We start from the raw sequence: 23672 nt of genomic DNA, 5'->3' as shown, positions 1-23672 counted from the left end.
AAAAGAAAGCCCGGCATACATCCGGACTTTCACTATCTGTTCAATACTTCAATATACGAAGCATTTCCAGTTGTTCTTAAAGCAGAGCGAAAATTGTTATTTTCTAGCGTTTTAGCGACTTGTTGTAATTGCTGTGCATCATCATGATGGATAAGTAAGCTGTCAGCACCGTTTTCCTCTATATGAATGTGTTCAACATTTCCAATGGCATCATGTATAGCTTTTAAAAATTCAGGTTTCATGGTGTCCTCCTATATGTATGTAACGTTTTTATTTAGTATTTCCTTATTTTTGAAATATAAAAGTAAATGAAAGGAGAAATAAAATGAATATAAAGCAGTTTAACGAACATATAACATCACTATTTGGAGAGCATCTTCATAAATACGGCGATGATGAATATGGTTTTACTCATATAAGTAAAGATGAATTTCACAAAATCGGTTACACAACAAATTTAACGTTAGAAACTATTGAAGAAGCGTATAGAAATGGAGTCGATATGATAGTTACACACCATGCGCCGTGGAGTTTTTTATTTGGTATGGAAGAGGCTTGTATTGAGAAATTGAAGCAATATGAAATGAATCATTTTTGGATTCATTTGCCGTTAGATTTTGTAAATTTTGGCACGTGTACATCGTTATTTAACGGAATTGGAATAGATACAATACTGGAATATTCCACGTATGAGGAAGAAGAACTACCGGGAATAGGAGAATATAAAGAAGCGATTCCTTTTTCAAACTTAGTTGGAAAACTTGAAGAAAAAATGGAAGAGAAAGTGAAGAGCTGGAGAAATCACGATAAACCAGTAAAACGGATTGCGATTTTAACCGGTGCAGGAAACAATACAAATTTGATTGAACGTGCATTAGAAAAAGGGTGTGACACGTACATAACAGGTGAAAAAACATTATATACAGTTCAACATGCGAAATTTAAAGGGATTAATTTAATTGTAGGCAGTCATACGTTTACAGAAGTGTTTGGTGTAGAAAGTTTGGCTCATAAATTACAAGACATAGACCCTGCAATAGAAATTATTAGAGTATATGAAGAGCATTTAGAGTGATAAAATCACGTTATCATAAATGGGATATTGAAGAAAGCCATTGTAATAAAATAAAATTGTTGTTTGTTATATTAGGATGGTTGGGAGGATTTCCCTTGCGTTTGTCAAATAATAGTAAAGTTGTCTTTTGAATTGAGGGAATCTTCCGAATTAAAGGGTGAGAGAATGGACATTTCAATAATCACTGCACAACTAGTTAAGGAAAAAGTTATTTCACATTATTCAAATAGCGTAAAAGCATTAAACGGGGGAACGGCAAGTACTATATATTTGTTAGATGAACAATACGTTGTAAAGTTGAATGAATCCGATGTCATACGTGAAGAAGCTTATTTTCTTCAGTTTTATAAAAAGGACGAATTATTTCCAAAGCTTTTATATAAGGAACCTTTAAATCGCTATATTGTTTACTCATTCCTTGAGGGCACAACTTCTTGCAAACTAGGCTATAAACGGAGTGTTCTTTGTAAACTTGTAAAAGAAGTTATCAATGAGTATGAAGTAGCTACAGAGGTTGATGGCTGGGGATGGAAAGAAAATCCGGTTCAATCTTGGAGTGGATTTTTAACAACAAATGTGATAGAAGCTCATGAAAATGTAAGGCGTTACATAAGTGAAGAAGAGTATAGAACGGTTCTTAAGTTAGCGAATAGGGACGCTGGAATAAATCAGCCGTTTTTATTGCATGGTGATCTTGGATTTCATAATTTTATATTTCAAGAGAATAAACTGCACGGTGTAATTGATCCTTTACCAGTGTTAGGAGATCCTATATATGATTTAATTTATGCGTTCTGTTCAACTCCGGAAGATTTAACAAAAGAAACGATTTGTTATGCGATGAAACAATGTGTATTTCATAAAAATGACCGTGATTTATATGAAGAAATAGTCATAGGATTATATTTTCGTATAGATACATGTTTACGGCACCACCCGAAAGATTTAGAAGATTATTTAGAAGCTTGGCGTTATTGGATGGGTGAGGTTGAGGTGACTTTATAGTACAAATATTTTTGGGGAGATAGTGAGATGAATGTTGCAGAAGCGAAAAAGGATTTAGCAATAAAAACGAAGAGAGGCCTACCGATTATATTAGCCGGCGTTTTATTTTGGATAGTTATGAGTATAACGGGATTTGTTCTTTCTGAAAAACAAGTGGTGTGGGTATATTTAATCGGTATGGGCTGTGTGTTTCCTTTTGGCTTAATGATAGCTGCTATATTGAAGATTGATATGTTTGCGAAAGGAAATCCGTTAGGGGTTTTGGCAGGCTTAATTGGTGGAATAAATGTATTGAATATTCCACTTGTATTACTTGCCTATTTTCAATTTCCAGAATGGTTACCTTTTGTAGTAGCGATGTTAATAGGTGTTCATTTTATTCCGTACGTATGGATTTATGAAAGTAAAAGTTATGGTTTATTATCAGTAGGGACTGTATTTGTAACGTCAGTTTGCGGGATTCTTTTTGCAGAAAAAGGATTTACTGTAATTCCATTATCGGTTACAGTTGTCTATTTACTTACTTTTATAAGTTTAATAATTGAAAATAAAAAAGCAGATCATTATCAACAAAAGTCAGCTTAATAAAAATATAGGGATAGGGGAAATTATGATGAAAAATTTCGTTTGTACAACGTGTGGCGTGCAGTATGCAGCGAGTGTAGAAGAACCAGTGAGTTGTCATATTTGTGATGAAGAAAGGCAGTATGTGAATCCGAAAGGGCAGTCTTGGACGACTTTAGAAAATTTGCAAACAGATGATACATATAAAAATGAAATAATTAAAGAGGAAAATGGACTTTATAGTATTACGACAAAACCAGGATTTGCGATCGGTCAAACGGCATTTGTAGTGAAAACAGAGTCATATCGTTTACTGTGGGACTGTATTACGTATTTAGATGAAACGACAATTACGAAAATAAAAGAGCTTGGCGGATTAGATGCGATTGCATTGTCTCATCCTCATTATTATTCAACGCAAGTAGAATGGGCAGAGACATTTGATGTACCAATTTATATACATGAAGATGATAAAGAGTGGGTGATGCGTCCGAGTAGTCGTATTATTTATTGGTCTGGTGAGTCTTTACAATTAGCTGATGGATTAGTCATTCATCGTTTAGGGGGACATTTTAAAGGTGGATCTGTCTTACATTGGGAAGAAGGTAATGACGGAAAAGGAATTTTGTTAACAGGTGATATTATTCAAGTTGTAGCAGATGAGCGGTGGGTAAGCTTCATGTACAGCTATCCAAACTTAATTCCACTACCAGCGAGAAAAGTGGAAGAAATGGTGAATCGAGTGAAGCCGTTACAGTTTAATCGTTTATACAACGCTTTTCATCGAGTAGTAAAAGAAAATGCAAATGAGGCAGTTGAACGTTCTGCTGACAGATATATAAAAGCAATAGAAGGAAAGTTGTTTCATACGTAAAAGGAGAGTAGCTTAATGAAAAAGTTAGTATGTTTTGGAGATAGTATTACAGCTGATGAAACATTTTTTGATGGAATGCCGAGATTAACACCACGTTTGCAAGAGATGTTTCCGAATTGGATAGTAGTGAATGCAGGTGTTCCAGGTGATAATACGTTCGATGCGTTAAATAGGATTGAAGAAGATGTAATATCATATAAACCAGATTTCGTAACAGTTTTTCTTGGTACGAATGATGCGGTTTCTTTTTCTCAAGTGTCATTACAAGCATATAAAGAAAACTTAGAGAAGATTGTGAATCAAGTTTCATCAGATAAAGTGCTACTGATTAGTCCTGCACCAGTTGATGAAGAAAGACAGCATAATAGAACAAATAGAGTGCTTAGTCAGTATGCAGACGTGGTGGAGAAAGTGGCGAGGGAAACAGGAAGTTATTTTCTAAACGTATTCGCTGAAATGATTCAAGAACGGGATTATAAAAGATTTGTAGAAAATGATGAAAAAGATGGATTACACTTTGGGCCAGAAGGTTATGAGTATGTAGCGAAGTTAATTGGTGAAAAGTTAAAAGGGATTTTATAAGGAGCAAAGCACTTAGTGCTTTGCTTTTTCGTATTTCTTTCGTAGTCCATAAACTTATTGATTGCTGTAATTTGGATAGATATTTTGCATTTTTATCCCGCATTAACTGCCCGTAAATGCCCGATTGGTGAGGGCTAATAATCAGTGGGGGATGAGCAAAAAAACCACTGATTAAAGTTTCACTTTATGTGGGTAAAAGGTTAGTGCTGTTTTAAAGTAATATAAATTTATTTTTAAAAATTTATATTTCGTAGTTGAAAATCAATAAAGGTGTAACTATAATAGTTACGGTAAGTTTGTTGTTTTGAGATGTACATATTGAATTACAAGAATGAAGGGAGTTTTTATGTAAATCAAAAGCTATAAAATCTATTAATTTTTATAATAAGATAAAATGCTTTTGGTTCATACATATTATTAAATATGTTATTTCTAATAGAAAACTAGAGGTGGAAAAATGAAAAATTTTAAAGGTATGTTAATATCATCACTTGCAATTACAGCTTTTGCTGGGGTAGGTACGACATTTGTAACAAATACAGTATATGCTGCTAATGACGATTCTAGTAAAATACAAGTTCGTTCTAATAAGAGTATAAACACAACAACTGGCTCGAGATTGCCTGTATTATCAGTCAATCCTTATGATGAACCTAGATTTTCAAGACAGGGATATCTTGAAGAGGCACCTTTAGGAATTAATGCTCCTTATGCTTGGGGAATTAAAGGAGGAAATGGCCAGGGAGCAACTTTTGTAGATTTGGAAGAAGGTTGGTTATTAAATCATGAAGATTTAGTCGGTCAAAATATTGAATTTATGTCTGGAAAAATGAGTAATGATCTTTCTCACGGTACTTCAGTTCTAGGTGTTGTTTCTGCAGCTGACAATGGGATTGGGAACATTGGGATTGCACCAAAAGCAAAGGTAAAAGTAATTTCAGTGATCCGAGATAATGGGAGAATCGATGTAAGAGGTGCTATTTTAAGTGCCGTAGATTCTTTACAGGCTGGAGATGTTTTATTAATAGAAGAATCCTTTAAATATGATGGATATGGAGATGACCCTTTACCAGTAGAAGTATACCCGAGTATATTTAACGCAATTCGCAAAGGTACAGATAAAGGCATTATTATTGTAGAAGCAGCTGGTAATGGTGGGATTGATTTAGATGAATTTAAAGACCGTAATGGTAAGCAGATTTTAAATCGAAATAGTCCAGACTTTAAAGATTCAGGAGCTATTATAGTTGGAGCATCTACTGCAAGAGTTCCTCATAAACGTTTAGCTTTCTCTAACTATGGTAGTAGAATTAATGTATATGGTTGGGGAGAGTATGTTGATACATTAGATACATATCAAAATCAAAATAGTAAAGGACAAAAAGTTACAGATCAGAGTATAATGAATCGTTATACTTCTAATTTCCGTGGTACTTCTAGCGCTTCGCCTATAATCGCTGGGGCTGCTGTATCAATTCAAGGGATTGCTAAAGAACATTTAGGTAAGGCATATACACCAAAAGAATTGAGAGCAATTTTAAGTAATCCTAATACAGGCACAAAGTCTAATGACCCATCATCTGATAAAATAGGGGTTTTACCAGATTTAAAAGCGATTTTGTCTAACCTTGGTTTTCATAGTGATTTAACTACCAATGATTCTATGGTATTTCCAGATAACGTAGAAAAAAATGAAGGAAAAGAAAATTCAACTTTCGTATTTCCAGGTGAAGAAACAAAAAAAACAGGGGATAAAAATTCAACTGTAACATTCCCAGAAGAAGATTTAAAACAGCAAGAAAAAGAAGAGGGATTAATTGTTTTTCCTGATTAATAAAAAAATACTACCTTCCATTTGGAGGTAGTATTTTTTATTTCTTGTCATTAACAAGCAGGCATGAAATTTGTATTTGTTTATCTTTCATAATGAACTTAACCACAAAGTCGAATGTTTGACTGTTAATTAACTTTTTCGTCTCAATCAATTACATGAATCAATCTAGAAATGCTTGCTGCAATGCTTTCAGTCCATCGCTGTATATACCATGAAACAGATTTATTGCCTCTTCATCACTAACCTCAACAGGAGTGAATGTACCAGACCACTCTACTAACGATGTGTTACTTTCAGTACCTTCTTTCACCTGGATTGTAGATAGATAATTAGTGACTGGGAATGGTGCATTCATGATTGAATACGTGTAGTAGCGCTCTTTATCATTGAATACTTCTAATCGTTCTATAATTGTATCCCCATCCGGATTAGCTAGATGACGTACACGACCGCCTTCAGTTAATTTACTGCTAGGTATATAAGGTAACCAGTCTGGAAGGGAGTTGAAACCTCCGATTAATTGCCATACTTGTTCCGGTGAAGAAAAAATTTCCATAGATGTAGTAGTATGTGCCATATTCATTACGCTCCTTTTCATCCCGGTATTTACGGGTAAATAATCAATGGGGGATGCTCCCACTGATTAAAGTTTCATTATTATTTTACGTTGATTGGTAGTGGTGCATTAGGTGCTACTAGTTTTTGTTCGCGCATTTCTTCCCAGAATGCTGCTGGAATTACTGTATTTAAGGCGTTTTGGTCTTCTACAATTCGTTCCGGTTTACTTGCACCAGGAACAACGGCAGCAACTGCTGGATTTGCTAGTGAAAATTGTAATGCAGCAGCTTTGATGCTGATGTCGTGACGATCTGCAAGAGCTTTGATTTTCTCAACCTTTGCAATAATTTCTGGCGATGCTTTTTGATATTCGAAGTGAGCGCCTCCAGCAAGAATACCTGAGCTATATGGGCCACCAACAACAATATCCATATTATGCTTTACAGCTGCAGGCATTACTCGTTGCAATGCACGTTCGTGGTCTAATAATGAATAGCGACCAGCTAGTAAGGATATATTTGGTTTCGCTTCTTCTAAATCAAGCATAAGTTCAATTGATTCTACTTTGTTTACTCCAAGCCCCCAGCCCTTAATAACTCCTTCTTCACGTAAACGTGTTAGCGCACGGAATGCTCCTGTTCGAGCTGTTTCAAATTGTGAAATCCACTCATCACCATAAAAGTCTTGTGCTAAATCATGAATGAAAACAAAGTCTAGACGATCTGTTTTTAAACGTTTCAAACTTTGCTCGATAGAACGAAATGTTGCATCTGCGCTATAGTCATTGATCATTTTATTTTTGCGACCAAATTCGAAAAGTCCGCCTTTTTCACCTAAATCACGTGCAGATGGATCTTCTAGTTCATCTGAAATCGTTCGACCTACTTTGGTGCTTAAAAAGTAATCATCACGATTTCTTTTTGACAGTGCTTCACCAAGACGGATTTCCGCTAATCCAGATCCATAAAGTGGAGCTGTATCAAAGTAACGAACGCCATTCTCCCAAGCAGCATCCACTGTAGCGATTGCTTCTTCCTCTGGGATATTACGGTACATATTTCCTAGTGGTGCTGTACCAAACCCGATTTTTTCTTTTAGTAATTTACTCATTATAGATATCCTCCTAAAATATATTTGAAAATTATTTATTCATTGTGAATGGATGTGAAAATGAAAACATGTCATTTCATCGTCTGACAAAATGTATGATAAAAATACTCACTTTAAAGTACAGGTAATTTCTAATACTTCATGACTTACTCAACTCTTACAAATGCTATTATGAAATGTATTTTACATAATGAAAAGTACGTACTTTAAAGTGATATAGATACTAAAAAGTAATACAGGTACTTTTTGGTGCCGTACTACTCATCTGCTGTTTACGTATGCTATTATGAAACATGTTTAACACAATAAAAAGTACGTACTTTAAGGTGCTATAGATACTTAAAAGTAATATTTAAATATTTTAGCTTATTTGTCTTATAAAATTATTAAAGGAGATTTTTATATGAAAACATACAATATTCCTGTAGAGGCAACTTTAGAGGTTATCGGTGGAAAGTGGAAAGTAGTTATCCTTTGTCATTTAAAGAAAGACAAAAAGAGAACGTGCGAGTTAAAACAATTAATGTCTGGTATTACACAAATATAGTAAAGAAGTAGGGATGAAAATCGAAATGGTTTCTATTCCTACTTTTTCATTTTATATACAAATTAAGAACTAAAACTATATACTTTTAAAAAGTAAACTATATAATAAATGTAGAAACGAAAATTTATGAGCAAGGAAGTTGAAAAATATGACATTAACAATGGGCTTTATTGGATTTGGAAAGTCAGCTAACCGCTATCACTTACCTTATGTAAACACGCGTAATAATATAAAAATAAAAACGATTTTTGTACGTCAAATAAATGAAAAATTAGCGGCTCCATATAAGGGAAAAGGTGTTTACTTCACTACTGATTTGGACGAATTGTTGAATGACAAGGAAATTCAAGTGGTGACGGTCTGTACGCCAGCACATACGCATTACGAATTAGCGAAAAAAGTTATACTTGCTGGAAAATCAGTTATCGTTGAAAAACCATTTTGCGATACAGTGGAACATGCGAAAGAATTATTAGCTTTAGGACGAGAAAAAGGTGTAGTAGTTATGCCTTATCAAAACCGCCGTTTTGATGGTGATTTTTTAGCTGTGAAGCAAGTAATTGAACAAGGGTTCCTTGGTGATATTATTGAGATTGAATCACATATTGATTATTTCCGTCCTGGTTCAATCACTCATGAAGCTCCAAAAGAAGAAGGTTCATTTTACAGTTTAGGTATTCATACGATGGACCGTATGATTTCACTATTCGGCCGTCCAGATACGGTGACATACGATATTCGTAATAATGAAATGGAAGGTGCGGTTGATAACTATTTCGATGTTGGTCTATATTACGGAAATCAGTTGAAGATTAAGCTGAAAACGAACCATGTCGTAGCAAAAGATTATCCACGCTTTATCGTTCATGGAACAAATGGATCATTTATTAAATATGGTGAAGATCAGCAGGAAAATGATTTGAAAGCGGGGATTATGCCTGAGAGTGCAGGGTTTGGTGAAGATTCACCGATGTACTATGGAGTTGCTAAGTATCGTAATGCAAATGGTGACTGGATTGAAAAACAAATTAAAACGCCACTTGGTGATTACGGTCGTTTCTATGATGCCGCGTATGAAACAATTATAAATGGTGCACCAAAACTTGTGAAAGACGAAGAAGCGGTAACGAATATTGAAATCTTAGAAAATGGATTTGCTTCCCCATCACCTTCAGTTTACAAACTTGAGGCTTTACATTTGAATGAATAGAAGAGAGTTTGCAGTATAAAGGAGGTATGGAAATGGCAAGCGGATCAACACAAGTAAAATACCTCGGCATTTATCAAAAGATTAAACAGCAAATTTTAGACGGTGAATATAAAATCAACGAAAAAATTCCGAGTAGCCCCGTCCTTGCTGAAGAATTTGGTGTTTCAGCCCTTACTATTAAGAAAGCGCTGGATCTATTAGTTAGAGATGGCTACATCATCCGCCGGCGCGGAAGTGGAACAGTGGTGCAAGATTGGCGTCAACAGGAAAAGGCACGAATGATTCAAACTTTAACAGGTACGAAAGCTGTATACGGCAGTGAGGTAGAAAGTAAAATTATCGAGTTTGCGATTGTTGGGGCTGATGAAGTAGTTGCTGAGAAATTGGGAGTTTCAATCGGTGATTTCGTCTATAAAATCATTCGCCTCCGCATCATTCACAGCATTCCGACGATTATGGAGCATACATGGATGCCAATTTCGGTTATCCCAGGTGTTGAGGCTTCTGTTTTAGAGGAGTCTATATACTCACATATTCAAAATAAACTTAGTCTTGAAGTAGGGACATCTGTTGTCAGGGTTAAAGGAATTCGCCCAGATGATAGGGAAAAGCAGTTTATGAACTTAACAAATCAGGATTTCCTAATGCGAGTTGAACAAGTAGCTTATTTAACGGATGGACGAACTTTTGAATATTCTTATGCAGATCATCTACCCGAAACCTTTGAGTTTGAAACAGTCATTACTGCAAAAAATTATAAAGAGATATAAAAATCGGTTGAGGCAAGTATTGTCTCAACTGCTCCTATTATACGTTAATAGAATGAATCCAAGACTTAACATTTGATTTATAGAACTGTAAAGTTTAAAATTACAGTATAGTTTTTAGAAGTGAGTTGTTATCGTCTGTAAAATGTAGATAAATTAAATATTCTCGAATAAATAATATTGCTTGTATTTGATTCTAAACTGTAATTTTTTTTAATACATTTCAATAACCGATGTTTAAAATGTACGTTTCATAACATTAAAGGAGTGAGTTAAATATGGTAATTCTATATACAACAGCAAGCTGTGCCTCATGCCGAAAAGCGAAAGCATGGCTTGAAGAGCATCAAATTGATTATATTGAAAAAAACATCGTATCAAATTCTATGACAGTTGATGAGCTTAAATCGATTCTTCGTTTAACTGAAGAAGGGGCTACTGAAATTATTTCAACTAGATCCAAAACTTTTCAGGACTTAAATATAAATATTGAGGAGCTCTCGCTAAATGAATTTTATACATTAATAATTGAGCATCCACTAATGTTGCGTCGCCCGATTATGCTGGACGAAAAAAGATTGCAAATTGGTTTTAACGAAGAAGAAATTCGTAAATTTTTACCACGTAGCGTCCGAACATTTTTAAACATTGAATTACAAAAGTTGGCTAATTAATAAATAATATTTCTTATGGAAAATTTTCTTGAAAGGAGGAAGCAGAAGATGATTGAAGTATGTGTTACAGTTAATTATAATGATAGAAATTATCAAACAAATGTTATTGTGAGTAAAGATACGATTTGGACAAAAATTAAACAACTGGCAGAAGAACAAGTGAAGAAACAGTGGAGTGTTTAATTTTATTTTCAACTTAAAAAGCTAAATGAAGTTATCAGATATAGGTGGGCCCGGATAGAATATAAGAGAATTAATTTTTTATGGCAAGAAGTATTCTATATGTTTTAACGTTCTAACCTATCTGTAATATTTATGGCTATAGTATATTAATATATGAAAAACAATATTTTGAATCGTAGGAGGAAAATCATGAACAGCGACTTTACCTTGGCCATACACAGTTTAACTTATTTAGCTTTACAGCCAGATCGGATGTCAACAAGTAATGCTATTTCAGAAAGTGCAGGTGTACATCCAGTACGCATTCGCAAAGTACTAAGTTTGTTAAAAAAACATAAGTTTATACAATCGAAAGAGGGGACTGGTGGCGGTTTTATTTTCGCTCGCGATTTAGATGAAATTAATCTTTGGCATATTTATCAGATAACCTCTGAAGGTGCTTTGCAGCCGAAGTGTCCAGAATCAAACAATCAGTGTGTTGTAGGTTCGAACATGCGAAAAGTTCTTTTCGCTATTTTCTTAGGTGCTGAAGAGCATCTAGGTGAATACTTAAAGAATTATACAATGAAAGAAGTTGTTGACCTTATCAATCAAGAGCGTTAAGCGGCTTAATTATTATATAGCCGTGAGTTCTTAACACTTAAATGTAATGAAAAATATTACAGTATAATTGTTTTTATATCTTTTTTATCGTCACAAAAAATATTTATAGGAAGGTGAAACGGTATGATGTCAAATAATAATCATGTTTTAAAAGTAGGAGATTGGGTTCGTGGAATATCAAATGAAGGTGAGTTAATAGTTGGTTATATTGTGTCACTTGATGATGTGGAGGATATAGTTACAGTTAGTATTGTGAAACGTGACGGCAAGTACACAATAAATGAAGCGATTTTACTCTTTAGTAAACACGTTAACAAACTTCCTGAATCAAAGGTAATAAATAAGGAACAAATCCTTTATCTTATAGATCTTGCATTATTAACAGGGGATGAAGAATGGTTTATCGAGCTTTCTTCAAAATTAAACTCGATAAAAGAGCTAGTTAATGAGGGATTTTAAAATTTAAACTTTTGAGGATGCACACAATCCGCCTTATGGAGAGGACATAATTACTTTTCGCATAAAAGGAAATGATGTAAAAACGATTCATTACAAACATAGAGATATTCCTGATAACGATAATTATGTAAATGAGCTGTCCATATGGGGCAGCTTTTTTGTTTTTTTACTCAGTGTATCTTTTTAAAATGTATATGAATTCAATATTAATAATATATATCCTAAAATTTGGTTTTTTTTATTTTGGAATTTTTTCTTTTTACCTACATTAATTATTTATTAGAATATCTTTTATGTTTAAAATGAAATTTTTTGATAAAGGGGATATAAGTATCTTTATAATGAGTAACCTAGAAAAACAATGTATTATTGTATTTTTTTACTAACTAATTCAGCTTTAAGCGATAAAAACAATGGCTACATGCTAACTGTAAAATATTATCCATATAAAATTATTCCACTTTAATATTTCTGAAAATATAAAAATATTAATTTTATAAATATACACGTTATAATGAGGGCGTCGAGAGAAATTTTATTATCTCTGGAGAAAATATAAAAAATGCGATTACTAGTAAGAAAGGTGTGTGATTAGAGGCGAAATGTATGTAATGTGCTTCAGTGGCTTGTGTAAGCAATATCATCAGTGCTACCGAAGTTATGAAGGTAATGTATAGAATTGAGAAAGAAATGCCTCGCAAATGAAGAGAGGCCGGTTTAGCTAAAATTACTGTTAAAAGTAAAAAAGAGAAACCATTAAAGTAATACACTGTTATTAGAAATGTTGCAACGTATTTATGAAGTCTATTCTATATTGTTCTCTTAAGAGGTCTTTATATAAAGAGCGGATATTACGAGTAAACTTTTTTGTGAACGCTAACAATTATATTAGGACGCTAACTAGCGAATGTTTCAATTTGGATTCATTATGATGAAGGACATACAAAGTGGGGCAACTTGTAAGGAATTCATTTTCCGAAAAGGGAATATTTGTTAGGCGTAAAGAGAGATGTAGGAATAGATACAAGGGGGAGTTATTATATGAACGGGAATACTGCAAAGAAAATAGAAGTTCAAGCTGAAAATACCGCACGAAAAAATGAGCAATATGCAGATCCGAAAAAGTGGCATAAGCAGGATACTACATGGGCACTCAGTCTATTTGGAACTGCAATTGGAGCAGGGGTGCTCTTTTTACCGATTAATGCAGGTTCAGGTGGTTTATTATCTTTACTACTAATTACATTACTTGCATATCCAGTTATGTATTACTCACATAGGGCGCTTGCTAAAATGATATACGCTTCTAATTCTGCTGATGAGGGGATCACAGGTACAATTAGAGAGTATTTCGGAAATAAAGCGAGTATCATTTTTAACATCGTATATTTCGGTTCAATTTATACAATCGTACTAATGTATTCGGTTGCGCTTACAAATACTGCAAGTAGTTTTATCGTGCATCAATTGCACATGCCAGAACCTCCAAGGGCTATTTTATCACTTGTATTAGTTCTTGGTCTTATCGCTATACTAAATTTTGGTCAAGATATTACTGTAAAGGTAATGAGTATGTTAGTGTATCCTTTCATAGTTTCTTTACTTTTTATCGCAATATCTTTAATTCCACAGTGGAATACGTCAATGCTTAGTTTTTCAGCTGTTTCAACTGCTTCAACAGGAACAGGCTATTTTGGAACGATATTGATGATTCTACCAATCATCGTATTCTCATTTAATCATTCACCTATGATTTCATCATTTGTTGTGAAACAGAGAGCTACGTATGGAATCGAAGCCACTGATGCTAAATGTGCGCAAATACAAAAGGTTTGTTATATCATGACATTCGCTGTTGTTATGTTCTTCGTTTGGAGTAGTGCATTGAGCTTGACTCCAGATGATATAAAAATGGCAAAAGAACAAAACTTATCAATTCTTTCATATCTTGCTAATGAGCTTAATTCGCCTGTAATCACTATTGCAGCTCCAATTATTGCTTTTGTGGCTATTACAAAGTCTTTCCTTGGCCATTATATCGGAGCATTTGAAGTAATGCGTGACATGATTATTAAGTTCGGTAAATCACGTGGAAAAGATATTGAAGAAAAAACAATTAAGACAGTAATCCTTACTTTCGTTGTATTATCATGCTGGTTTGTTGCTTATACAAATCCAAGTATTCTTGGACTTATTGATTCTCTAAGCGGTCCTTTAGTTGCTGCTATCTTATGTCTATTACCGATGTATGCGATTCAAAAAGTGCCAGTACTAGCTAAATACAAAGGGAAAATGAGCAACGTATTTGTTATTATTGTAGGTGTACTTACAGTTTTAGCAAGTATTAAGTCATTATTCTAATTCACTACTGTTGGTTTTAGTATCAAAATAGTTGGATCTGAGAAAAGAAGGAGCAAGTTTTGAATAGTTTTTTTCAAAACTTGCTCTTAAAATATTCTAATGAATTAATTTTACAAATAAGTTTATTCATATTAGTCATCTAGCGTTTTGGTTATATACTCATCCAATATTATCAAGACCTAAATCGAGAAATTTTAAATATCAAGCGCCTAACGTATTATATATCCCTAATATGTTAGGCGCTTTTATTTTGGATAATAAATTTTGAACCTGAATTTGAATAGTATCTCTATTTGATGCTTATTTAATATTGTAAAATTTGTATTGAAAATTCGAGGTTTTAAAAGTACCATATACATATTCAAACATTTGAAGATGTATATGGTACTTTTGAAAATTGAGGAAAAGTAACGGAGGGATTTCAATGGGAAACGAAATGCAACAATTTAAAGCAGATTTCTTTAAAGCCTTAGCACACCCTTTGCGAATAGGTATCTTAGAATTATTGTCAGAAGGTGAAAAAAGCGTAAACGAAATTCAAGATATTCTAAATAAGGAAGGTTCAGCTGTTTCTCAGCAATTAAGTGTACTACGTTCAAAAAACATTGTTGTTGGTAGAAAAGATGGAAAAAGAGTTTTATATTCTTTACGAGACCCTATTATTGTGGATTTATTGGTGGTTGTACGGAAGATTTTTAACAACCATTTAATCGATACGATTTCAATGTTAGAAGAGCTAGATGGAGCAGAAAGTGAAATGATGGCTAAGGAGGGATAGGTTGAGTATTGAGGTTAAGAAAGAAGATATCATCCAACATGGGATTGAAACATTTCGCTCATTAGGAGCTCATTACGTTTGTGAAGTTTGTATAAAAAGTGGAAATTCTTGTTGTTTTTCATGCCAACATTTACAAGATGGAGTTGGATGTCGAAAAAGAAATACTGCTTGTACAGCTTGGTTATGTGGAATTCAAGGTTTTTTATTTGATCAAATAGGATTACTGGATGAATGGAATCGTTTTTGGAGTGAAATTCCAGGACAAATGTTTCGTAGAGATATTACTCCAGATAAGGTAAGGATTAGATCGTTTATTGATACGAAGAAGCTAGATAGTCGAGCCGGAGAACGTCTAGCAGAAAGATTGAAATCCTATGTACAACAAGGTGGAGATATAGGTGAATTGGAGTGTCATTTAAGTAAAACATATAGTAAATATTAGGGTGGTTTTTCTTTTTGTGAAAAGGACAATTTTCTGTATAAGGGACCGAGAAATACATTTGTAATCCAGATCTATTAAAAATAGAAAAGAAGGGTTTGTAATGAGAAAGTTATTTACAGGAAGGTTTGAAGGATATTCATTAGCACATTTTCAAAAGGATCTTCTTTCAGGAATGATTGTTGGAGTTGTTGCGATTCCACTTGCTATGTCTTTTGCTATTGCCTCTGGTGTTAAGCCAGAGTATGGGATTTATACAACCTGTATTGCTGGAATACTCATTTCACTGTTTGGTGGTTCGAAGTATCAAATTGGAGGACCTACAGGTGCTTTTGTTCCGATTCTTTTAGGAGTTGTAATTACCTATGGATACGAAAATTTACTACTCGCGGGTTTGTTAGCTGGAATTATTTTATGTCTTATGGGAATCTTCAAGCTAGGCTCTTTAATTAAGTTTATTCCACGTCCTGTAACAATTGGTTTTACTTCAGGTATTGCTGTTATTATTTTTACGGGACAAATTGCTAGTTTTTTAGGTTTAACAGGTATAAAAAAGCATGAGGAATTTCTAGCGAATTTGAAGGAACTCTTCACTCATATCAGTACTACCAATTTTTATAGTGTTATAACTGCTTTGATTTGCTTTTTTGTTATACTCATAACACCAAAGATTTTACCAAAAGTGCCTGGTTCATTAGTAGGTGTTGTTATTTCAACTGTAATTGCAACTGTATTTTTCTCAGGTTATGTACCTACTATTGGTACAGCATATGGTACGATTCCAAATACACTTCCTCAGTTTGATATACCAGAAATCACATTAGAACGTATAAAGCAGTTAATTGGTCCTGCATTTGTTATTGCGATGCTCGGTGGAATTGAATCACTTTTATCCGCTGTCGTGGCAGATGGTATGACAAATAGTAAACACAACAGTAACAAAGAGCTTATTGGTCAGGGGATTGCCAATATTGTTACCCCGTTATTTGGCGGAATTCCGGCAACTGGAGCGATTGCACGTACAGCAACTAATATTAAGAGTGGAGCTGTATCTCCGATGGCGGGTGTTATTCACGGAGGATTTGTGTTATTTACACTTCTACTGTTAGCGCCATATGCTTCACATATTCCACTTGCTAGTATGGCCCCGATTTTAATGGTGGTAGCTTGGAATATGAGCGAGCAGAAACATTTTTATCACATACTTAAAATGAAGACGGGAGATTCTCTTGTATTATTGGTAACATTTTTACTTACTGTATTTACTAGTTTAACAACAGCTGTAGAGATTGGTCTTATATTAGCTATTATTTTGTTTACAAAACGTATGAGTAATATGCTTGTCATATCAAAAGTGCTTCCTGATCATACAAAAAGAAATGAAAAATTGCTACCACATGTGGTAAATAAAGCTCATGATTGCCCACAAATTAGCATTTATACAATAGAAGGGCCATTATTTTTTGGGGCTGCTCAAACATTTGAACAAAATATTTTAGCGACTATTCATTATAAACCTAATGTTTTAATTTTACGTATGGGAAAAGTTCCTTTTATTGATACCACAGGAGAGTCTTACTTTAGGAATATTGTTCAGCACTTCAAAAAACAAGGTGGCGTACTTCTTATTTCTGGAATTCAATCAGAGCTAAAAGCCAATCTAGATAAGAATGGATTGTACGCTGAGATTGGGGAAGAAAACTTTTTTAATCATACCGGAGAAGCAATTAATTGTGCTTTAGGACATCTGAATACAAAAAAATGTATAGGGTGTAAGCATTTTGCTTTTCATGAATGTACAGGGCTTTCTCAGCAATCTCAGGAAATCAATACAATAAAGAATAAAGAAAATGCATTAGATTTTTAAAAATTTCACTTCACATACAAAGTTTGTTTGAGTTAATCTACTTTTTTAATCATTTTATTAAAAAAGTAGAGAAGAAGAAAGTTTGCTTTGGAGAATGTGGAGAAGATTTTTTACAAGGTGTGAACAAGTAGTTTTTTTTATACATTCAACAAATAAGTATCAAACAGCAAGAAGAGAATATTTTCCCTACATTTAAACGAAAAACGGAAATTAAAAATAATATTTATTTAATAGAATAAACGAAAACGAGTGGAGGAAATAAAAATATGCCTAATTTACCAAATTGTCCAAAATGTAATTCAGAATACACTTACGAAGATGGGAATCTTTTTGTTTGTCCAGAATGTGCTCATGAGTGGACTTTAGAATTAGAAGCTGAAAATAGTGAAGATACAAAGGTAATTAAAGATGCAAATGGAAATATTTTAAACGATGGTGATTCTGTAACAGTAATTAAAGATCTTAAAGTAAAAGGAACTTCATCAGTTGTAAAAATTGGTACAAAAGTAAAGAGTATCCGATTAGTTGATGGAGATCATGATATTGATTGTAAAATTGATGGTTTTGGAGCTATGAAATTAAAATCTGAATTCGTTAAAAAGGTATAAATACAAATTTTGTTACATCAAAATTAGTTTGAAGTTAATGAATATACACTGTTTTTCAGCTGTACCCCGTGCCCGACAACTTAAGAATTTCGAATTACCCTGAAATGATAAAATGAACTTTTTGGTTATGATTCAGCAGATTTTTTTTGAGTACCATGAAATTTTAGCTTGCTAGCGATATAGTACTGCCGAAATATTTGAAATAGCTATAAGACTATTCTTTCGATGGTATGATGAAAGATGTGGAAAAGGAATAGGAATAGGTCTCAATCAGACCTCAATATTAATCTTCACCATTAGCAACAAAAAACCACCTCTCATAAAGGTGGTTTTTCAGTATTAATATATTTTAACTATTCACGTCTAAATGGACCTTTTGGAGCAATAAGCTCTAAATTAGTACCATCTGAATCGGGGAAGTAGGCAACTCCTGTACCAAATCCAGTTTTCTAGTCGTCTTCTTGAAAGATAATTGGTTCGTCATCTGGGTGCTATCCTATGCCCATCAAGCTAACAAAATGGATTGCCTCTGAAACAAAAAATGATTTTTATTACTATAAAAAACGTAAAGTATCTGTTTTTAGAAAAAATTAATTTTTATAAATTGATGGAGATATAACTCAATTCTTTTATATATGTAGTTAAATATGATTGTCAGAATGAACTTAAAGTAATTATGATTTCTAGAAATACGAACTGATGTTTTGAATTGGTTTAAAGTTGCTGGAACAAAATAAAACCAATTGAGCAAAAAAACTTGCAAAAATAAAAAGAGAGATGTATATTAATTGATGTATCAATAATTGATACATCAATTAATATTTTAACAAGAAAGAAAAGGAATATTTTATGAAGGAAATGTTCGTAAATATCAGTGGAGAAGAACGCAAAATACTTATTCATGTTCTATTACAGATGCAAAAAAATGTAGAGAATATTAAAGAATAGAGAGTGTAGGGGGCAGAATAGTGTGGAAATAATCGCAGCTATTTTAGTCGGGATCGTAGCATTAGAACATTTGTTTATCATGATCCTTGAAATGTTTTTTATTGATTCAAAAGTAGCGAAACGTGCTTTCAAATTACCGAAGCATTTAGAAGGAGATCGAAACGTAGCCATTATGTTTGCAAACCAAGGTTTATATAATGGATTTTTAGCGGCTGGTCTCATTTGGGGACTTGTACTTGGGCTCAATCCAATTGGTTATATGGTCCAATTATTTTTCGTGATTTGTGTGGTGATAGCAGCTATTTTCGGAGGTTTCACATCTAATAAATCAATTATTGTGAAACAAGGACTTCCAGCTGTTTTAGCATTGGTTGCCCTTTTATGTATAATATAGAATCAAAGTTTTTCAATAAAAGAACTCATTTTTGAAAAGAATACGCTATTCTTTCTTTAGAATTATAGGAAAGGATGGCGTTTTTGTATGTCTATTTCTATATGTAGTGAATTATAACTATTCTCTCAAGGGACTCAACTGCTTTTCAGCTTTTGGATATATTTTCATCCATCTTTGTTTCCTCCTATTGTTGGATAGTGTAATAATTGATAAAAATTTTGATGAAATTGGATTATAACGATTGATCAAAAAAGTTAGTGATTAAAAATATTATTCTTTAGTACATACATTTTTAAGATGTTAAATATATTTCATAATAGTCTCTGTAAGATAGGGATAAGTAGAATAGTACTTTTTATAACTTTGAATGTCATTCATAATAGCACCAGTAAGAAGAAAACAAGCTTTACGGTACTACTAGTTACCAAAGATGTTACAGTAGTTTATTTAGAATCAGATTGATTGAAAGGTTGTACTATATGGCCTAATAATTTCGAAAAAATGTCGGTGTGGCATAAAATAATTATGGAGGTTAAAGATATGAGTACTTCAAATTTGAATGAAATAAGTAAACAAATTTTAAAAGAGGAGGAAACACTTCAATTTTCCTCTTTTACAAATGAAGATGCCTTGCAACTAGGTTTATTTATCGTTGAAACAGCAAAGCGAGAGGGGAAATTGATTGCTGTTGATATAACGAAAAATGGTGTGCAATTATTTCATTTCAAGATGACAGGAACAAATGAGGAAAATACGAAATGGATTGAGCGTAAAAAACGAGTCGTTTCCCTGCATGATCGTAGCTCGTATTATATGCAGATACAAAGTGAAATAACTGGGGTCTCCTATAATGAAAAATATCTTTTAGATACTTCAGAATACGCTGCGTTTGGTGGATGTTTTCCTATCAGAATAAAAAACGTAGGGGTTATTGGAATGATAACAGTTTCAGGATTACCACCAGAAGAAGATCACGAATTGGTAATAAGGGCAGTTAAAAATCATTTGAAGCAATAGTAAAAGTAAATGTGATGGTTAAGTAAAAGCCAAGAATGAACATATTATTGTTCGTTTTTGGCTTTTTATTATTTTTTCTTATAGTCGGCTAAGAGGGTTCTTTTACAGGTAGTACTTAATTTTGCAATGTTCTTTAAATTGCATCGTTTTGTTCGAGTGAGCGAAATTGCTGTAATTGAAGATGCTCTAAATTAATGTGAAATTTGGTGATTAAAGTAGCTACATTTCATATTTGTGTAAATATGAAACAAGCAGGATACATGAATAGAGAATGGGTAAAATAGTACCGAATGATGATTAGATTTTATGAATGATGTTATAAGGCTTTTTTTAGGAAAACTGAAAGAAGCAGTGTGTTTAGATTTAGAATGACTGGCAATGGGTGCTAGGAAGTTCAATGATTCAAAAATGAACTCATTTAAACGCATATTATCTTCGAGATGTATCATTTTGAAGAATATTAAAACTTAGGAGGAACGGAATTATGACAAAAGATTTCTATACTGCACTGAAAGAAAGACGTACTTACTATGGGATTAATAAAGAGGTACAAGTATCGGATGAAAAAATTAAAGAAATCGTGGAGTTTGCTGTGAAATATACTCCATCCGCTTTCAATTCTCAAACTGCACGATTAGTTGTATTATTTGGTGAAGCTCATGATAAATTATGGGATATTACCACTGAAACAGTAAGAAAAGTAGTTGGAGATGGAGATTTTTCAGGAACGCAACAAAAAATGGATTCTTTTAAAGCTGGTTATGGAACAGTATTATTCTTTGAAGATGAGGCTATCGTTAAATCGCTTCAAGAAAAATTTGCTGCATATGCTGAAAACTTCCCAATTTGGTCACACCAAGCATCAGGTATGCACCAATTAGTCGTGTGGACAGGTTTAGAAGCAGAGGGATTAGGGGCATCATTACAACATTATAATCCATTAATTGACGATGAGGTAAAACAAGAATGGAATGTCCCTGCTAATTGGAAACTAATTGCACAAATGCCATTTGGTAATCCAACAGCTGCACCAGGTGAAAAAGAATTCCAACCACTTGAAGAGCGTGTGAAATTTCATAAGTAATATTCGAATGTAATAATACGGTCTAGCTATAGTAGAGTTATTCGCTCTTTTTCGGGAAAGGGCCATGCTATTGATGAAATCGGAAAAATACTATTATATAAAAAAAGAACAAGGCGATCATTTTTGATTGCCTTGTTTGACATTTGTACAATTAATCTACGCATTAAGCTAACAGCATGAATCATTATTTATATTATCGGGTTATTGTTACCAAACGTTTTTCAACACTATTTTTCCTATTGCTTTATTCGACTCCAAATGATCATGTGCTTGTGCAACTTCATCAAACGTAAAAGATTTAGAATCTAGCAATGGACGAAGTTTTCCTTCTTCTACAATTTGCGTTATTTTCGTTAAGATTTCTCCGCAATCATTACGTTTATCTGTATGTAATATTTTTAACGCCATAAAAGTAACGTGCAGAGAGAGTCCTTTTGCGTGTAAAGGAGAGAGGTCATGGGTTGAACGAGCGGCGATTGTTACGACGATTCCATTGACCGCAGCAGCTTCAAAAGAATGATCAAGATTCTTGCCGCCTACTGTATCAAATATAACTTCAAATCCGTTTCCATTCGTATGTTTTTGTACATATTCTTGAACAGATTCTTCTTTATAATTAATAGCTATATCGGCTCCTAAACGATGGGCTATTTCCATTTTGTTTTGCTGAGAAGCTGTTGTGAAAACTTTAGCGCCTGCCCATTTAGCTAGTTGAATGGCTACGTGTCCTACGCCACCAGTAGCTCCATGAATGAGCACATTTTGACCAGGTTTAATATTTGCACGATCAAATAAAGATTCCCAAGCTGTAATTGCAACTAATGGTAGAGCAGCAGCTTCTTCCATTGTTAAATTGTTAGGTTTGTGAGCAATTAATCGTGCATCAGCAAGCATAAATTCTGCAAGTGCACCTCCAGTTTCTTTAAAACCTCCGGCACATCCGTATACTTTATCCCCTGATTTGAATTTCGAAACACCTTCTCCTACTTCAATAACAATACCAGCTACATCGCCGTGTAATATAGCTGGAAACTCAGGAGCGACGGCTGAAACGGCACCACTACGCATTTTTGTATCGATTGGATTTACACTTGTTGCTTTTACATCGATTAGAACATGACCTGGTAAAAGTTTTGGTTTTGAAACTTCTTCTAATTGAAATACAGATGAATCCCCAAAAGAATGGATAATTTGTGCTTTCATAGTTTATACCTCCTGTTTGTGGTTATAGCATAGCAAAGTACGAAAAATAAGTATAATATTTTGAATTTTGTTAGTGAGAATTTTATATAGAGAAGGGGAAAGTACGTGAAATAATGTAACGTACTTGCGAAAGCAATTGTAAAGCTTTATGAAGAAAGGGTAGATGTTATTTTTGCAGCATGATTTATTCATTATGTTTATCCCGCTATTTGCCGGGCAGTAAGACCCCCGCCTCAAAATTCAGCGAAAGCAAAGAAGTTAGGTGGGAGTTGGGCTGCTCGTAAAAGCCCGATTGGTGAAGGCTAATAATCAGTGGGGATGAACAAAACCTCCACTGATTAAAGTTTCACTTTATTCGGAGCGACAGGGGATTTAGCGAAACGCAAAATTTACCCTGCTTTATATAAACTATTTAGTAATCAAAATATACCACAATCTATTTCGATTATCGGTATTGGCAGAAGGGCAATGTCAGATGTGGAATTTCAAACAAAGGTGGAACAATCCCTTGCTACATTTTCTAGAATATCTTCTGATGACGAATCAGGAGTAGAAGAATTTATTAGCACATTTCGTTATTGTCAATTAGATACAGCGAATATAGTGGGCTATCAAGATTTACTGAGCCTTGTAAAAAAGCGTGAAACAGAATTAAATATTTCTGAAAACCGTATGTTTTATCTATCTGTTGTACCAGAAGTATTTGATGTGATTGCTTTAAATATTAAAGAGAGTGGATTGTGGACTACAAAAGGATTAAACCGTCTTATTATAGAGAAGCCTTTTGATTATAATGTAACGTCTGCTCGCGAGTTTAACTGAAAATTAATTGAAGATTTTGATGAAACTGATATTTATTATATCAATCATTATCTTTGAAAATGAATGGTAACTAGGAATACACTTAGAAAAGTATTACAAAATAAAT

The 23672-nt window shown here is 33.6% G+C and carries 24 protein-coding genes and 4 pseudogenes; 23 read left to right on the top strand and 5 right to left on the bottom strand.

Going from position 1 to position 23672, the window contains the following annotated elements; all coding sequences use genetic code 11:
• Window positions 1-32 precede the first annotated feature (32 nt).
• Window positions 33-242, bottom strand: coding sequence for a hypothetical protein (locus MHH27_RS17345; RefSeq protein WP_075719109.1), 210 nt, complete (start codon window positions 240-242; stop codon window positions 33-35).
• 83 nt (window positions 243-325) lie between these two features.
• Here MHH27_RS17345 and MHH27_RS17340 point away from each other — a divergent pair, with 83 nt between their 5' ends.
• From MHH27_RS17340 to MHH27_RS17315, 6 genes are all read left to right on the top strand, one after another.
• Window positions 326-1075, top strand: a complete 750-nt coding sequence (locus MHH27_RS17340; protein WP_097822575.1) for a Nif3-like dinuclear metal center hexameric protein — start codon at window positions 326-328, stop codon at window positions 1073-1075.
• 165 nt (window positions 1076-1240) lie between these two features.
• Window positions 1241-2080, top strand: coding sequence for a phosphotransferase (locus MHH27_RS17335; RefSeq protein ID WP_098251471.1), 840 nt, complete (start codon window positions 1241-1243; stop codon window positions 2078-2080).
• 27 nt (window positions 2081-2107) lie between these two features.
• A complete protein-coding gene (locus MHH27_RS17330; RefSeq protein ID WP_023522581.1) occupies window positions 2108-2665 on the top strand; it encodes a DUF7010 family protein in 558 nt (185 codons plus the stop codon).
• Between the two features lie 25 nt (window positions 2666-2690).
• Window positions 2691-3518: an MBL fold metallo-hydrolase gene (locus tag MHH27_RS17325; protein ID WP_081366351.1), complete on the top strand. Its 828-nt coding sequence runs from the start codon at window positions 2691-2693 to the stop codon at window positions 3516-3518.
• Window positions 3519-3533: 15 nt separating this feature from the next.
• Complete coding sequence (locus MHH27_RS17320) at window positions 3534-4100, top strand: SGNH/GDSL hydrolase family protein (protein WP_097822579.1); 567 nt, start codon at window positions 3534-3536, stop codon at window positions 4098-4100.
• 457 nt (window positions 4101-4557) lie between these two features.
• Window positions 4558-5934, top strand: coding sequence for a S8 family peptidase (locus MHH27_RS17315; RefSeq protein ID WP_340943499.1), 1377 nt, complete (start codon window positions 4558-4560; stop codon window positions 5932-5934).
• Window positions 5935-6094: 160 nt separating this feature from the next.
• Here the strand turns inward: MHH27_RS17315 and MHH27_RS17310 are convergent, their stop codons facing one another.
• A complete protein-coding gene (locus tag MHH27_RS17310; protein ID WP_000951538.1) occupies window positions 6095-6511 on the bottom strand; it encodes an SRPBCC family protein in 417 nt (138 codons plus the stop codon).
• A gap of 80 nt (window positions 6512-6591) precedes the next feature.
• Window positions 6592-7602, bottom strand: coding sequence for an aldo/keto reductase (locus MHH27_RS17305; protein ID WP_000040524.1), 1011 nt, complete (start codon window positions 7600-7602; stop codon window positions 6592-6594).
• Between the two features lie 403 nt (window positions 7603-8005).
• Between MHH27_RS17305 and MHH27_RS32050 the strand changes: the two are divergent.
• The 13 genes and pseudogenes from MHH27_RS32050 to MHH27_RS17240 form a co-directional block, all read left to right on the top strand.
• Window positions 8006-8143, top strand: a pseudogene (locus MHH27_RS32050) (winged helix-turn-helix transcriptional regulator); the annotation flags it as partial.
• A 154-nt stretch (window positions 8144-8297) separates the two neighbouring features.
• Window positions 8298-9359: an oxidoreductase gene (locus MHH27_RS17295; protein WP_340943496.1), complete on the top strand. Its 1062-nt coding sequence runs from the start codon at window positions 8298-8300 to the stop codon at window positions 9357-9359.
• A 32-nt stretch (window positions 9360-9391) separates the two neighbouring features.
• On the top strand, window positions 9392-10129 hold the full coding sequence (locus MHH27_RS17290; protein WP_025117973.1) for a GntR family transcriptional regulator: 738 nt from the start codon (window positions 9392-9394) through the stop codon (window positions 10127-10129).
• 275 nt (window positions 10130-10404) lie between these two features.
• A complete protein-coding gene (gene spxA / locus MHH27_RS17285) occupies window positions 10405-10800 on the top strand; it encodes a transcriptional regulator SpxA (protein WP_000236190.1) in 396 nt (131 codons plus the stop codon).
• Window positions 10801-10848: 48 nt separating this feature from the next.
• Entirely contained in the window at window positions 10849-10983 is a 135-nt protein-coding gene (locus MHH27_RS17280; RefSeq protein WP_000573532.1) for a BA3454 family stress response protein, read from the top strand.
• A gap of 189 nt (window positions 10984-11172) precedes the next feature.
• Entirely contained in the window at window positions 11173-11586 is a 414-nt protein-coding gene (gene saiR, locus MHH27_RS17275; RefSeq protein WP_001083465.1) for an Rrf2-family transcriptional regulator SaiR, read from the top strand.
• Window positions 11587-11709: 123 nt separating this feature from the next.
• Complete coding sequence (locus tag MHH27_RS17270; RefSeq protein WP_000987461.1) at window positions 11710-12045, top strand: IDEAL domain-containing protein; 336 nt, start codon at window positions 11710-11712, stop codon at window positions 12043-12045.
• A 7-nt stretch (window positions 12046-12052) separates the two neighbouring features.
• Window positions 12053-12232: pseudogene (locus tag MHH27_RS17265) on the top strand (DUF3888 domain-containing protein); the annotation flags it as partial.
• A gap of 854 nt (window positions 12233-13086) precedes the next feature.
• Window positions 13087-14406: an aromatic amino acid transport family protein gene (locus tag MHH27_RS17260; protein ID WP_001014190.1), complete on the top strand. Its 1320-nt coding sequence runs from the start codon at window positions 13087-13089 to the stop codon at window positions 14404-14406.
• Between the two features lie 424 nt (window positions 14407-14830).
• Window positions 14831-15184, top strand: coding sequence for an ArsR/SmtB family transcription factor (locus tag MHH27_RS17255; RefSeq protein WP_097822583.1), 354 nt, complete (start codon window positions 14831-14833; stop codon window positions 15182-15184).
• A gap of 1 nt (window position 15185) precedes the next feature.
• On the top strand, window positions 15186-15626 hold the full coding sequence (locus tag MHH27_RS17250) for a hypothetical protein (protein ID WP_000021461.1): 441 nt from the start codon (window positions 15186-15188) through the stop codon (window positions 15624-15626).
• Between the two features lie 100 nt (window positions 15627-15726).
• Window positions 15727-17490, top strand: coding sequence for a SulP family inorganic anion transporter (locus MHH27_RS17245; protein WP_070756814.1), 1764 nt, complete (start codon window positions 15727-15729; stop codon window positions 17488-17490).
• Between the two features lie 266 nt (window positions 17491-17756).
• Window positions 17757-18098 carry a zinc ribbon domain-containing protein YjdM gene (locus tag MHH27_RS17240; protein ID WP_001133198.1) on the top strand — a complete coding sequence of 114 codons (342 nt, stop codon included), beginning with the start codon at window positions 17757-17759 and terminating at the stop codon, window positions 18096-18098.
• A gap of 353 nt (window positions 18099-18451) precedes the next feature.
• Here the strand turns inward: MHH27_RS17240 and MHH27_RS17235 are convergent.
• Window positions 18452-18586: pseudogene (locus tag MHH27_RS17235) on the bottom strand (VOC family protein); the annotation flags it as partial.
• A gap of 482 nt (window positions 18587-19068) precedes the next feature.
• Between MHH27_RS17235 and MHH27_RS17230 the strand changes: the two are divergent.
• The 3 genes from MHH27_RS17230 to MHH27_RS17220 all read left to right on the top strand — a co-directional run bounded on the left by MHH27_RS17230 (window position 19069) and on the right by MHH27_RS17220 (window position 21541).
• Window positions 19069-19440 carry a DUF1304 domain-containing protein gene (locus MHH27_RS17230; protein ID WP_000402471.1) on the top strand — a complete coding sequence of 124 codons (372 nt, stop codon included), beginning with the start codon at window positions 19069-19071 and terminating at the stop codon, window positions 19438-19440.
• Window positions 19441-19941: 501 nt separating this feature from the next.
• Window positions 19942-20457, top strand: coding sequence for a heme-degrading domain-containing protein (locus tag MHH27_RS17225; protein ID WP_100910103.1), 516 nt, complete (start codon window positions 19942-19944; stop codon window positions 20455-20457).
• A 484-nt stretch (window positions 20458-20941) separates the two neighbouring features.
• Window positions 20942-21541 carry a nitroreductase family protein gene (locus MHH27_RS17220; protein WP_075718397.1) on the top strand — a complete coding sequence of 200 codons (600 nt, stop codon included), beginning with the start codon at window positions 20942-20944 and terminating at the stop codon, window positions 21539-21541.
• Between the two features lie 207 nt (window positions 21542-21748).
• Here the strand turns inward: MHH27_RS17220 and MHH27_RS17215 are convergent, their stop codons facing one another.
• On the bottom strand, window positions 21749-22744 hold the full coding sequence (locus MHH27_RS17215) for a zinc-dependent alcohol dehydrogenase family protein (protein ID WP_090977522.1): 996 nt from the start codon (window positions 22742-22744) through the stop codon (window positions 21749-21751).
• Between the two features lie 363 nt (window positions 22745-23107).
• On the opposite strand from MHH27_RS17215, the pseudogene MHH27_RS17210 reads away from it, so the two are divergent.
• Window positions 23108-23566, top strand: a pseudogene (locus MHH27_RS17210) (glucose-6-phosphate dehydrogenase); the annotation flags it as partial.
• Window positions 23567-23672 lie beyond the last annotated feature (106 nt).

The organism is Bacillus sp. FSL L8-0152 (assembly GCF_038006365.1).
Lineage (GTDB): Bacteria > Bacillota > Bacilli > Bacillales > Bacillaceae_G > Bacillus_A > Bacillus_A cereus.
This window is presented reverse-complemented; position numbering and strand designations above follow the sequence as displayed.